11 protein-coding genes are annotated in these 12762 nt (G+C 47.9%); 7 read left to right on the top strand and 4 right to left on the bottom strand.

Annotated elements, in window-relative coordinates; all coding sequences use genetic code 11:
- Positions 1-142 precede the first annotated feature (142 nt).
- Positions 143-541: a DUF6573 family protein gene (locus tag ACKU41_RS04055; protein ID WP_321404278.1), complete on the top strand. Its 399-nt coding sequence runs from the start codon at positions 143-145 to the stop codon at positions 539-541.
- Positions 542-775: 234 nt separating this feature from the next.
- The gene (locus ACKU41_RS04050; RefSeq protein WP_321404277.1) at positions 776-1741 is read left to right on the top strand and encodes an IS481 family transposase; all 966 of its coding nucleotides are present in this window, start codon (positions 776-778) and stop codon (positions 1739-1741) included.
- Between the two features lie 27 nt (positions 1742-1768).
- Here the strand turns inward: ACKU41_RS04050 and ACKU41_RS04045 are convergent, their stop codons facing one another.
- From ACKU41_RS04045 to ACKU41_RS04030, 4 genes are read right to left on the bottom strand one after another with little or no spacing between them, the layout of a single operon-like run.
- Positions 1769-3280: an ATP-binding protein gene (locus ACKU41_RS04045; protein WP_321404276.1), complete on the bottom strand. Its 1512-nt coding sequence runs from the start codon at positions 3278-3280 to the stop codon at positions 1769-1771.
- Positions 3277-3837, bottom strand: coding sequence for a YfiR family protein (locus ACKU41_RS04040; protein WP_321404275.1), 561 nt, complete (start codon positions 3835-3837; stop codon positions 3277-3279). Before ACKU41_RS04040 ends, ACKU41_RS04045 begins: the two co-directional genes overlap by 4 nt.
- Positions 3825-5756: a TonB-dependent receptor plug domain-containing protein gene (locus ACKU41_RS04035; protein ID WP_321404274.1), complete on the bottom strand. Its 1932-nt coding sequence runs from the start codon at positions 5754-5756 to the stop codon at positions 3825-3827. The genes ACKU41_RS04040 and ACKU41_RS04035 overlap by 13 nt, the downstream gene beginning before the upstream one ends.
- Complete coding sequence (locus ACKU41_RS04030) at positions 5753-6457, bottom strand: response regulator transcription factor (protein ID WP_321404272.1); 705 nt, start codon at positions 6455-6457, stop codon at positions 5753-5755. The genes ACKU41_RS04035 and ACKU41_RS04030 overlap by 4 nt, the downstream gene beginning before the upstream one ends.
- Before the next feature lie 251 nt (positions 6458-6708).
- On the opposite strand from ACKU41_RS04030, the gene ACKU41_RS04025 reads away from it, so the two are divergent.
- The 5 genes from ACKU41_RS04025 (at position 6709) to flgK (ending at position 12760) form a co-directional block, all read left to right on the top strand.
- Positions 6709-7566: a flagellin gene (locus ACKU41_RS04025; RefSeq protein WP_321404271.1), complete on the top strand. Its 858-nt coding sequence runs from the start codon at positions 6709-6711 to the stop codon at positions 7564-7566.
- Between the two features lie 355 nt (positions 7567-7921).
- On the top strand, positions 7922-8467 hold the full coding sequence (locus ACKU41_RS04020) for a sigma-70 family RNA polymerase sigma factor (protein WP_321404269.1): 546 nt from the start codon (positions 7922-7924) through the stop codon (positions 8465-8467).
- Positions 8464-9135, top strand: a complete 672-nt coding sequence (locus ACKU41_RS04015) for a flagellar hook capping FlgD N-terminal domain-containing protein (RefSeq protein WP_321404267.1) — start codon at positions 8464-8466, stop codon at positions 9133-9135. Before ACKU41_RS04020 ends, ACKU41_RS04015 begins: the two co-directional genes overlap by 4 nt.
- A 26-nt stretch (positions 9136-9161) precedes the next feature.
- A complete protein-coding gene (locus ACKU41_RS04010; protein ID WP_321404266.1) occupies positions 9162-10703 on the top strand; it encodes a flagellar hook protein FlgE in 1542 nt (513 codons plus the stop codon).
- 26 nt (positions 10704-10729) lie between these two features.
- Complete coding sequence (flgK, locus tag ACKU41_RS04005; RefSeq protein WP_321404264.1) at positions 10730-12760, top strand: flagellar hook-associated protein FlgK; 2031 nt, start codon at positions 10730-10732, stop codon at positions 12758-12760.
- The last annotated feature ends 2 nt before the right edge of the window (positions 12761-12762 follow it).

Below are 12762 nucleotides of genomic sequence, written 5' to 3'. Positions count from 1 at the left end.
AGACCACACCACCATCTGATCCACAGAATCACCAAAAAAATCAAAAGATAATCAACCCACCCCAGTGACCAAATCAAACCAATCAGGATAACCTTCAATTCTCATGATTATTTAACAATATGAAATTGAAGGAGATTTACTGATGGTAATCTATTGCGATCCACTGTTTCGGATGATCTATTCCTATACCCGGAAACAGGCGATTGAAGACGGAAATCTAATCGATGTGACCGAACAGGCTAAACAGACCGGATTCAAGGCTCCAGTAGCTGTGTCATTGAACCTGTATGAACGATACATCACTCCACCGAAAGGACTTGAAGGCGAAGGGCAGAGCGTTACTGGTCGACTCCATGACCTGTTCAGCATGTGCTTGCTGGCTATGCAGGATAAACTGGACCAGAGCAGGATAAGCTTTCAGGTCTTATTCTTAACCAAGTCACAACCGAGGACCCTTGAAGAAGTAGAAGTGGTCTGCCAGTGCGGTCCAGATGATGACATTAAACCATGTATTACTCTGATGCTGCCGGATGATGATTAGAAATAACCAAACTGGACTGGAGTTGATCTATTCGGATTCTATGGGATTTTGTGGTTTCAAAACCATACAGTCTGAGAAGTGAAGCAGGGGCAGTATGAGATTTACTGGATAGCAGACTGATGCAGAAACAATCGATCCTGTGAATATGGGTATAGGGTGTGCCTCTGTAATTCTTCAGGGCATCACCTGAACTGTGGGGTTAACATAGATCATTTCAACTGATAACCTGCGATCATGACTGAAAAGCAGCGTGCCAGATTGGGTTGGGTAAAGCTCTACGAAGAGGTCGGTGATGCCGGATTTGTCTGCCGTCGATGTGGCATTTTTCGGCCAACTTTGAGGAAGTGGTATCGCCGCTATAAGGAATCCGGCATTGACGGGTTGGTAGATATGTCCCGTCGTCCTAAATCTTCTCCTAGACAGAAAGTCTGCTCTGAAACCGAGTCCATCATTCTTTCCATGAGAGAAGAAAGGCCTCTCGGTGCAAAACGGATTAGCAGCGAGATGTTACGTCTCCACGAAATCGAGTTGTCGCCGCCAACAATCCAGAAAGTTCTGAACAGAAACAAGAAAGGTCACCTTCCCAGCAAGCTTAAAAGGAGAAAGCACACTAAACGCTACAATCTCCCTATTCCGGGCGATAGAGTGCAAATCGACGTCTGCAAAATTGCTCCTGGACTTTATCAGTACGCAGCCATTGATGATTGTTCTCGCTACAAAGTTATGGGTTTATATCCGCGCCGAACCGCAGCAAATACGATTAAATTTCTAGATCGGGTTGTTGAAGAAATGCCTTTCCCTATTCAGGGGGTACAAACAGATCGGGGACGTGAATCTTTTGCTTACAAGGTCCAAGAATGGTTGAAGGAATACAGTATAAAGTTCAGACCTATAAAGCCATATTCACCGCATTTAAACGGGAAAGTTGAACGTGGTCACAAAACAGATTTGCAAGAGTTTTATGCTACAGCTGACCTTTCTGCTCCTGATTTACACGACAGGCTTGATGAGTGGCAGCATTTCTATAATTGGCACCGCCATCATTCCTTTCTTGGTGGCAAAACTCCAATGGATCGCTATTACGAGCTTAACAAGAAAACGCCGTTCTCAGATGAAGTGATTGCTAACTATTTCCCAGAAGAAGAGCCAATAAGGGAGCAGCATTACAAGCGCGAGCAAGCGGTAAAAAAGTTGAAATGATGTCTATTAACTCCACAATAGATGAAATTAGGCTGCGCTGTTTTCGTCCATAAAGCAGGCAGTGACTTCCGTCCCGCTGGTCTCAGCAGAACGCATGGTTATGGTTGCTTTATGAGTCTCGGCAATGAGTTTGGCAGAATATGTTCCTAGTCCTGTGCCGTCTTCCTTGCCGAGGGTGACATATTTATCGAAGAATCTTCCCCTGATTTCTTCGGGAACAGCGAGCGTGTTTTTCACCGTAACTGAAACGGGCGGTCCGCTGCTGATTGCGATAGTTACGGTGTCCCCTTCATTAGATGCTTCCACAGCGTTTTTGATCAGATTCCTGAACATGGTCCGCAGGAGCATGCCTTCTCCGGTCAGATGCAGTTCTTCCATGCCCTCTATTTCTTTATCTTCCAGCATGATCGAAAGCTTTACTCCTGACTGGTTGAGCAGCAGGGCCATTTCTTCTTCCAGTGATGTCATCAGATCCACCAGATCAATGCTCATTGTTTTCAATCGGTATATTCCCTGCTCCATCTTGAACATATCCAGATGGAACTGGATCATATCCAGCATGCGGTAACCGGCCGAAGCGATGCGTTTAATATATTTGCGCTGATTAATGGTCAGTTCTTCTTCACTGTTGAGCAGCAGTTCAGGATAACCGATGACAAGATTCAAGGAAGATTTGAGGTCGTGTCTGTTGATGCGTTCCACTTCATCACGGATCATTTCCGCTGTGCGCCTTTCATGTATCTGCTGGACCAGCAGTTTGTTTTTTTTCTCAAGTTCAGCCTGTTTGGAACGCAGCTCCTTAGTACGTTGTAACACGATATTTTCCAGCATTTCGCGGTGGCTGTTCAGCCACTGGTCCCGCTTGTCGATTTTGGCCAGCATTGAATTGAATTCCGAGACCAGATAGCCGATTTCATCATTACTGCGATAGGACACCCGCCGGGTGTAGTCCTTGCTTTCGGAAATATCTCGGACCGTATCGGTCAGCTGTCCGATAGGGCTGGTCAGTTTTTTACGGATATGGTTGGTGGTCAGGAAGCATATGGTCAGGACAGAGACCAGAATCAGCCCGGAAGTGACAAGGTTTTGGATGAACCAGTCCAACTGATCGGAAAATCGACCGTCCAGAAGGATGAATCCTAACAATTCATCGCCGGAGCGGATTTCCTGAATTATGCGATAGCGGTTGAATTCTTCAATAATGCCGTCATTTCGGATCGGTAGTTTCGCTGTCTGCCTCCCGAATCCAGCAAAGACATGGCCGTCGGCAGTAAAGATAGTAGCTCCAGCGGAGTTGTTGACCAGTGCCAGTGACTGCAAAACCTCTGTTGCTGATTCCGGGTCGTTAAAATCAAGAGCCGGTGCAATGGAGGTCCCCAGCACCTGTGTCAATGATGTCGCTTTCTGTAGTGTAGCCTGTCGGAAGGAATGAAAGAAGGAGGCAACATTTAGAGTCATGGAAAGTATCACTGCAACTATGGTAGTACTTAGAATTGCGAAGCCCACCTTGCGCCCTATGCTGTTACGGTATTTTTTCATCGGGGGGTGTCTCCGCAATATATTTCCGAAAGCTTCAATAGTTTGGAGCTGATGGTCAGTCCGGCTTTGCGCGCAGCACATATGTTGACTTGCAATTTGAAACGGGCTCCTGATTCCACAAGGTTTATCATTCCGCCCAGCCGAAGAAAATCCGGGCTTTGTCCGATGGTCAGCACCGGCTTGCCTTCTACCTTGCTAAGTACGGCTGCAATAATGCGTGGGTTGTCAATGTCAATGAACAGGACGTTGCTTTCTTCGTCCGGCCAGCGTACCAGTTTGAAATTATCCTGTTTTTTGAAAAAACGGGATATTTTTTTAGGGGCTACCGCTGCAACTGTAACCGGGTTGTTGGAAGCTATTTTCCGTTTTCCCGGATCAAGTACATATTTGGTTATTTTTTTTATGAATAGGGCCTGCAACTGCGGCTGGGTGGCTGTAATCCTGTGTTGCCGGTCTGCTTCCTGCCGGGCATGGGCAGACATCGGTGGCATGGAATATACCATAAAAAGTACGGCAAGTATGATCGCCGTTGTTTTACGGAGTGTTAGAAATCCCATGTCAGCCTCAGAGTACATGACGGTTCGGTCGGAGAGAAATTGCTTTCATCAAGCGTGGTAAGCAGGTTCGAACCGATAAGTTCCAATGAGAGGTTGTCCCGGACCTGCCATGCCAGACGTGCATCAAAGCCGAATCCGGTCGAAAGATCCTTGTCATCCATGCTGTTGACGTATGATGAGAATAGGGCCAGCTCCCAATTTTCGGCCAGATCAATCAGCGCCTGCATCTTGATGCTGTATAGCGGGGTGTTCAAGGGAGGCGAGAACCCTGGAATTCCTGGGGGAATATTCTGAAAATCCTGATTGGAAATATCAATGGAAGGCCGCAGGGTCAGGAATGAATACGGCTGCCAGTCAAGAGCTACTTCAGTTCCGTATGAAATTCCGCACAGTCCGCTGACCGGGGTGGCGGTATTTGTGGTGTCATCGAAGCTGAAGGTGACCATCTGGTCGTAATTATTCAAGTAAAGTGATACATCAAATTTCAGGGTTTCACTGAAAAGTTTGCGGTATCCGGCTTCGATTGTAGCCAGTTTTTCGTTTTTCAGGTCCCCGCTAAAGTCGACGGTGTATTCTTTGTCATTGACTCTGACCCGGTAACTGCCCTCCTGAACCCAGTAGCTAGGTTTGCGGTTGGCATAAGAAGCTGCAAGCCAGTACTCTTCATCCTCTTCCATATACAGAAGACGGGCTGTTGGTTGTGGGGCCAGTTCACTGCCACCTGAATAGTCAAGCTTAAGGCCGAGGTTCAGAAACAGTTTTTCATCAATCAGGGTTATGCGGTCCTTTGCAAATCCGCTGAATTCAAGACTGTAAATGCTGTCGTTTGTTACCTGAACATGTTCTCCCTGTTTAAAGGAGTTCCAGAAATATTTACTGCCCAGCCCGAAAGTAAGGAAATGGTCCTCAAGCTGTTCGTTGGAATAAATGAATTCTGCGTCAGCTGAATTGGATATGTTTTCCATATCTGTGACGGTGAGAAATGTTCTGGTGTAGGAAGTGCGGAACTGCATCCCTGATCTTGCTCCGGTTTTCCTGTCCCAGAGAATCTGGGCATAGCCGCTGTAATCATCTTTGTCCTTGTCGGCGGAAAAAGGGTTGCCCGGAGGAGAGTGCTCCGTGATTGATGATCCGGCTATCTGCCCCTGTACAGAAAATTGGTCGGTGTATGCGTTCAGCCAGTCGGCGCGGAACCCTCCGCTTGCGGTTGTCCAGTCGGTGGATCCTTTTTCGGTCCGGCCCCTGATGCGGTATTTTTTGCCCGGCTCATATCCGCCTTTGGCGTATACGGCCAGGGTTCCGTTTTCGGAAAGATGTCCACCCTTGCGTAGATATTGGCTAACTCCATCCGTGCCTGCGGTAGTAACACTCCTGTTGCCCTGCATTTCCGCAGCGGATTTGGTGATGATGTTGATTACGCCGTTGAATGATTCGGAGCCCCAGAGACTGGTCCATGGTCCTCGGATTATTTCAATCCGTTTGACCAATTGGATGGGCAGGTCCTGACTGGACCAGATAACTCCGTTGAAATAGGGCGAAGTGATCGGGCGGTTATCCACAAGGATGAGTTGTTTGCTGTTGAAAGTGCCGGAAAATCCACGTACCCCGAGGGCCCATTTATCTGTGTCGGTACGGGTTACAATAACACCGGGCACTGTGCGCAGGGCTTCGGGTACCGATGTGGCACCGCTGCGCTTGATGTCTTCCTCTGTGAGGATAGTGTATGATCCGGCAATATTTTCAAGGGATTGCTTGCGTTCGGAAGGGGAGACCATTTCAACCTGCAGCAGGTCTTCAAGGTCAAGGTTGTCCAGATCTGCAGAGACATCCCTGTCTGCTGCAAAACATGGAGATATTCCGGCCACCGTGACCAGAATTAAGAGAGAGAGGGCAAGAACTGCTAACCTCGATCGAATCATGCTTCGGCCTGATTTCTCGCGGTCATCATATATCCGCGGCCGCGGATGGTTTTGATTGAAACTGAGTCGCCGATTTTGCGGCGTAGGTTGCTCATGTGGACGTTGAGCACATAGTCGTCAAAGTCGGCTGTCCTGCCGAGGGCGATTTCCATGAGTTCGTCTCGTTCAATGAGTTTTCCGCAACTGGCGGCCAGATGTTCAATGATGCTGAATTCAGCAGCGGTAAAGTGAGTGTCGATTCCCTTAACCTGAATGGAATGGGAATCAAGGTTGATGTCCAGTCCTCCGACTTTGATGTTTCCTTTTGAAGCCGGAGTCATGCTCGGAGGCTGCGGTGCCATGGAACAGCGGCGCAGGGAGGCGCGCATTCTGGCAAGCAGTTCCCTCAAGGGGAATGGTTTACAGATGTAGTCGTCGGCACCCATTTCAAGGCCCACGATCCTGTCTACCTCATCTCCTTTACCGGTGAGCATGATTACCGGAACAGTTGAGTCCAGCCGGATTTTTTCCAGCACATTCAGCCCGCTGATGTCAGGCAGGACAATGTCCAGCAGAACGAGGTCATACTCTTCATTGCTGAATGCCTTGAGCCCCTCCTTTGCAGTGCATTTGTGATGCAGGCTGTAGCCTTCGCCGTCTAGATAGGTGGATAAAAGTTCCCCCATTTCGGGGTCGTCATCGATTAGAAGTATCTTGTTCATAATGTTCTCCTACAACAAATATTAAGTGTTTAGAAGGGATAAGCAAATAAGTTTCGTGTAAATAAATGTTAAATAAGTTAAGAAACATTAAGATAAATAAAATTTATCTATAGTATTAAAAAAACAAGTCGGTATGAAAAAAATTCCCACGTAAACGTTCTTTACCTCCGCTACGTATAAACAAGTAAAGGCAGATGAATCGGTCATCTGCCTGATAGTGCAAGGATGTACGATACAACACGGAGGTTTTTATGTCTTTAGTAATCAATAACAATACCGTTGCAAATGCCACCGCGCGCCATCTTAATGATGCATACAGTGCGCTGAGTTCTTCTACTGAGAAGATGTCTTCCGGATTGCGCATCAACTCCGCTGCTGATGACGCAGCCGGTCTTGCTGTTCGCGAACTTATGCGTTCCGACATCTCAACTCTGCAGCAGGGTGTGCGAAATGCAAACGACGGTATCTCCATGATTCAGACCGCAGACGGCGCTCTGAGTGTTGTGGATGAAAAGCTTATTCGTATGAAGGAGCTTGCGGAACAGGCAGCAACCGGAACCTACACTACTACCCAGCGTGCATTGATCGACAGTGAGTATCAGGCAATGGCTTCTGAAATTACCCGAATTGCGAGTGCTACCGACTTTAACGGTATCTACCTGCTTAACGGTAACTGCTCCGGCGATAATGCCGTAACCATTCATTTCGGAACAGGTAACGACAGTGCGGAAGATAAGTACGATGTTGAAATCGGTACTTGCACCGCATCAGCCCTCGGTATCGGTAACCAGAGTACCAGGGACGCAGGGTTCACCGTATCCACCCAGGAAGCTGCTCAGGCATCTCTGCAGGCACTTGATGATGCTATTGTTTCCAAGGATAAGATCCGGGCGAACCTCGGTGCTCTTGAAAACAGGCTTGAAGCTACCATTTCAAACCTTGAAATTCAGGGTGAAAACCTGCAGTCCGCTGAGTCTCAGATTTCTGATGTGGACGTTGCAACTGAAATGACCAACTATTCCAAGCAGCAGATTATTACCCAGTCTGCTGTGGCCATGCTTTCTCAGGCTAACTCCCTGCCTCAGATGGCCCTGTCTCTCATCGGTTAGCTATACAAGTTTATAAGCTTTGAACGGCCCGGTATACCGGGCCTTTTTAATGCCCGCAAGCATGCGAAACCGCAATTCCGACTTATCAGGATTGCGGTTTTTTGGTGTGCGGTTCCTGCTCATGCCCCCGGCAAAAAGTTCCCTCGTCCTAAAATTGGTTCTGCAAATGAACGTTTTTCCCCTCTGTTGCCTGCGACACACCTTAAGAATCATTAGTTTTGTCCCGTTTTTATTAATCCTCCTATAGCTATTTAATAATCAGTAAATTTAATCTGTTTCATTCTGAATGTAATATAATTGTAATTTAATATTGCAAGGAATGCATGTTGCTCAATTCTAGGCAGAAGGAGGAAACATGAATACTTACATTGATAAAAGATATGAATATATTTCTGAAAAAGAAATGGGTTGTTTTTTTTATGAGAATATTAGTTTTATTAAAAATGTAGTTAATAAGTTTATTTTTTCTAAATACGTTGGAGCTGACAAAAGTGATGTTGATGAAGTTTGTCAGGAAGTAGCATTGAAGATATTAAAAAACGATTATATTTCTAAGTATTCTTCTGAAAAAAGTTCCATCAAAACATGGCTATATATCATAAGTCGCTCTGTTGCTGTTGACTATATGAGAAAAAATAATCGCATATATATTAATATAGATGAGCTGGAAGACTTTGAAGAATGCGAAAAAGATAAAAATGATTTCAATCTCCCTGAAGATATTTTGTCTAAAAGGCAGAATGAAGTGGTCAGGATGATTTTCTGGGGTGATTTAAAGGCTGTTGAAGTAGCGGAGCAGTTGGGAATTACCTCCCGTACAGTGCGCTGCATTAAGCATCAGGCAATTCAAAAACTTCGCCGCCACTTTTCAGCGGCTGACAAGAGGAGGGTCGTATCATGACCACTGCAATCAGCAGCTACACCAGCAGCGATACCACAACGATCACAACCACAACGACTTCCAGCGACAACACCTCGCTGGATCAGGTGGACTTCCTGACCCTGCTGACCACCCAGCTGGAATATCAGGACCCCACAAACCCGGTTGATAACTCGGAAATGATCAACCAGATGACCAACTATTCCATGCTCGATGAAGACGTAGAGCAGAATGAAAATCTGGAAACCATCATCAATCAGCTGGATTCACTCGCTGCTCTTTCAACCTCCAGCTACGTGGGCAAGGAGGTCATGGCTGAAGGCGGAATCATAACAGTGGAGGACGGGGATGTTTCCGACATCACCGTTAAAGTTGAAGAGGATGCTTCTGTGGTTGGTCTTAATATTTACGATTCCGACGGAAACATCGTTAACACGGTCTACACCACCAACCTCGATGCGGGCGAAACAGTAATTTCCGGTTCTGCACTCAGTGCGCAGGCAGATCTGGGTACTGACGGAACCTACTCCGTGAAGGCCTTTGCTTATGACGAGGATGAGTCGGCACTAAGTGTGACTCTTCTGTCAGCAGGCACAGTTACCTCGGTGGAGCAGGATTCCGGCGACACAGTCCTGACTCTTGATGACGGGCGTGAAGTTTCAATCACTGATGTCAGCCTGATTTCTTAACATTATAAATAATAAGGAGTGAAAAAATGGGTATTACCAGTTCATTATACACCGGAATTTCAGGATTGAATGTTAACTCTCAGGCAACTTCAGTCGTTTCCAACAACCTTGCGAACTCGAGTACCATCGGTTTTAAAGGTTCCACAACCGTTTTTGAAGATCTGTTCTATTCTTCAATCACCACCGGAAGCGGCGGCGACCAGGTCGGTAACGGTGCCGGAGTTGCCACAGTCAACACCGACTATACTCAGGGTTCATATGAAGATTCCAGTATTTCCACCAACGTGGCCCTGAATGGTGACGGATATTTCATTGTTATCGATCCCGATACCAACACCACTTACTACACCCGTGCCGGTAACTTTGATTTCGATAAAGACGGTTACCTTGTAGATACCTACGGCAATCAGGTGCAGGGTTGGGAAGTCGAGAACGGCACCGCTTCCGGTGCTTTGACCACCATCCAGCTGGACCAGTCCCAGTCTCCGCCGAAAGCTACTTCCGAGGTCAGCGTTACCCTGAACCTGAACTCCCAGAGCACTGATGAGGCGCAGACAACAAATCCGTACACTTCTTTGTTTGAGCTTTATGACGGTACCGAGAATCCGCCTCTTGATGATTCCCAGTACAGTTATTCCACCACCCTGACAATTTACGACGAGAACGGTTCCGCCCATGATCTTACTTTTTACATGGACCCGGTTGATGTGGATGCTGATGGTAATATTGTTTGGGAATATGTTGCCGCAACTGATGCTTCCGACGACATGCGCACCGGTTCCGGCGGAAATGATTTGAACACAACCAGCGGTGCAGGTCTGGCCATGACCGGTACTTTGACCTTCAACTCCGAGGGGCAGATGGTTTCCATGACTTCTTTCACCCTCGCCAGCAACGCTGCTGCAGCAGACGTCAAGGATACCTCAAGTTGGGAACTGGCCGACTTCAGTGATTCCGGTCTTCCGGAAGTCAATCTTAACTTTACCGGCAGTGCCGAAGGGCAAGATGTGGCCATCAGCTTCGGTATGAGCAGTGATAACAACACCTGGGATACCAGCGGCGGTATTGACAGTCTTGACGATATTACCAGCACCATCAGTTATTCCAATCTGCCCAAGTTCAGTGATTATACTCTGGAGAACAGTGCCACCACCAGTTACAGCGACAGTTCTTCGGCAACCTACACCGTTTCTCAGGACGGTTATGCCACCGGCTCATTGGAATCCGTAACTGTTGATGAGAACGGTATCATTATCGGTAATTATTCCAACAGCCAGTCCATTGAGCTCTACCAGCTGGCTTTGGCCGACTTCACAAATCAGGGCGGACTGACAGCCGAAGGCAGCAACCTGTTCCGGGCCACCACAGATTCCGGTGAAGCAATCATCGGTACTGCCGGCTCTGCCGGGTTCGGGTCCGTAGTTTCCAACGCCCTTGAAGCTTCCAACGTGGACCTTGCTTCCCAGATGACTGAATTGATTATCATCCAGTCCTCATATCAGGCCAACAGTAAGGTCGTTACCACCACTGATGAACTTATCCAGACCGCAATCGGACTGAAAAGGTAATTAGCTGAAAGGATGGGATGCAGGTCATGAGCTTAAGCAATGCAATGTCAATCGGGCAGAAGGCAGTAACCAATGCCCAGATATCGATCAATACCACCAGTAATAATATCGCCAATGCCGAGACCGAAGGCTATCAGCGTGCCGATGCCGTCTATGACAGTGCCAGCAATATCAATACGTACGGCACCAGCCTCGGTACCGGGGCGGACATCATTGCCATTCAGGCCAATTGGGACAGCTTTATTGAGAAGCAGTACCTTGCGGCTTCTGCCGACCTCTCTTCCAGCGAAGCCCTTTCCAAGTACCTTTCGCAGCTGGATTCCATCTTCAGCCAGAGTGAGGATGAAGGGCTGGCCGCTGCTCAGGATGAATTCCTCAGTGCATGGAGTGAACTGGCTTCGGACCCTGATTCCCTGGCTGAAAGAACCTCGCTGCTCAGTGAAGCGGAAACCCTGATTTATGCCTTGAACTCCACGGCTTCCGAGCTGAAGGATATGTCTGACACTGTGGAATCTGAGATTGTAGACCAGGTTGCAACTGCCAATGAACTTATTGATTCCATAGCACTGCTTAATGAACAGATTGCCGCTTCCCCTGATAACTACGAACTGGTTGCCAGCCGGGATCAGGCTATTCGTGATCTTGATGAACTCATCGGGGTGGAAGTTGTCAGTTCCAGTGACGGGCAGACCAAAATCTATACCGAAACCGGACAGCCTCTGGTTGAGGGCAGTGAAACCCATTATCTGGTCTACAGCGGTTCAAAATCAACTGAATCCCTGCAGCCCGGTTCCGCTTACGACGGTGAGATAAGCTACTCGGGTACTTCCAGTGAAGAGATCCTGATTGAGTTTGTTTCTTCCGGTGCGGACGGCACTGCCCAGTTCAAGGTATCCCTCGACGGCGGGGAAACATGGGAAGAGGACGCCAACGGCAACACCCTGCTTTACACCGCTGACGGTGCGGACAATTCAGTAACCGTGGCCGGGGTGGAAATCTCCTTTTCCGGTGCAACCGCCGATCATACTGCTAGGGACCGCTATAGCATCGTTGCTAAGACCGGTCTGTATTGGGAAAGTGATTCCGGGGCACTGGTCAACATCACTCCCATGACCGATTCCAGCGGTAATGACATCAACAACCGAACTTCCGGCGGAAGCATCGCCGGGCTGTTCAAGGTCCGTGACGATTACATCGAGCCGACCCTTGATGATCTGGACGACTACACTTCAGCTCTTATCTGGGAAGTGAACTCCGCTCATTCGCAGGGGGCGGGAACCGAACACCACTCCGCTGTGGAAGGTACCTACGGTGTGGATGACCAGAACGCAGTCCTTTCAAGCAGCGGACTGGCTTATGAGGATGAGATTGAATCCGGCTCCTTCACCATCAATACTTATGATGCTGACGGCAATGTGACCGGCAACTCATCAATAACCGTTGATCCTTCCACGGAGTCTCTCGGTGACATCGTAACCAAAATCAATACCGATTTTGCCGGTTCCCTGACCGCTTCAGTTAATTCTGATGGTGAATTGGAAATTCAGGGTGTGGGCGATACCACTTTTGAATTTACTGACGACACTTCCGGGTTTCTGGCTGCAACAGGTATCAATACTTTTTTTGAAGGCAGTTCGGCTTCAGATATTTCTATTAATTCTTATGTCGCTGAAAACAAAGAGCATATTAATGCCGGGGCAGTTGCAGACGATGGAAGTGTGTCATCCGGCAGCAACTCAATTGCGGAGAGCATAAACGATCTGCTGAATCAATCCGTATCAATAGGTGAGGGGAGTAGTGCCCAGAGTGCCACCTTGACCGAATATCTTGCGGCAATTGTTTCGGAGGTAGGGGCCGCCGCAGCCAAGGCGGAGACTCAGGTTACCTGCGACACAGCTTCTGCGGAGCTTTATGCCGAACAGCAGGAATCTGTCAGCGGGGTCAATGTTGATGAGGAACTGGTCAACCTGACCAAGTACCAGCAGCAGTATCAGGCTGCCTGTCAGATTATTTCGGTAACTCAGGAAATGTTTGAGACCATTCTGGGTGTTATGTAAAG

Origin of the sequence: Maridesulfovibrio sp. (assembly GCF_963678865.1) — a bacterium.
GTDB lineage: Bacteria > Desulfobacterota > Desulfovibrionia > Desulfovibrionales > Desulfovibrionaceae > Maridesulfovibrio.
Note: the sequence above shows the minus strand (reverse complement) of the source record. Positions and strands in the feature narration are given on the sequence as shown.

Bases quoted from the DNA above. Each gene is read 5' to 3' on its own strand.
- ACKU41_RS04055 (WP_321404278.1), top strand. From the start codon at position 143: ATGGTAATCTATTGCGATCCACTGTTTCGGATGATCTATTCCTATACC.
- ACKU41_RS04050 (WP_321404277.1), top strand. From the start codon at position 776: ATGACTGAAAAGCAGCGTGCCAGATTGGGTTGGGTAAAGCTCTACGAA.
- ACKU41_RS04045 (WP_321404276.1), bottom strand. From the start codon at position 3,280: ATGAAAAAATACCGTAACAGCATAGGGCGCAAGGTGGGCTTCGCAATT.
- ACKU41_RS04040 (WP_321404275.1), bottom strand. From the start codon at position 3,837: ATGGGATTTCTAACACTCCGTAAAACAACGGCGATCATACTTGCCGTA.
- ACKU41_RS04035 (WP_321404274.1), bottom strand. From the start codon at position 5,756: ATGATTCGATCGAGGTTAGCAGTTCTTGCCCTCTCTCTCTTAATTCTG.
- ACKU41_RS04030 (WP_321404272.1), bottom strand. From the start codon at position 6,457: ATGAACAAGATACTTCTAATCGATGACGACCCCGAAATGGGGGAACTT.
- ACKU41_RS04025 (WP_321404271.1), top strand. From the start codon at position 6,709: ATGTCTTTAGTAATCAATAACAATACCGTTGCAAATGCCACCGCGCGC.
- ACKU41_RS04020 (WP_321404269.1), top strand. From the start codon at position 7,922: ATGAATACTTACATTGATAAAAGATATGAATATATTTCTGAAAAAGAA.
- ACKU41_RS04015 (WP_321404267.1), top strand. From the start codon at position 8,464: ATGACCACTGCAATCAGCAGCTACACCAGCAGCGATACCACAACGATC.
- ACKU41_RS04010 (WP_321404266.1), top strand. From the start codon at position 9,162: ATGGGTATTACCAGTTCATTATACACCGGAATTTCAGGATTGAATGTT.
- flgK (WP_321404264.1), top strand. From the start codon at position 10,730: ATGAGCTTAAGCAATGCAATGTCAATCGGGCAGAAGGCAGTAACCAAT.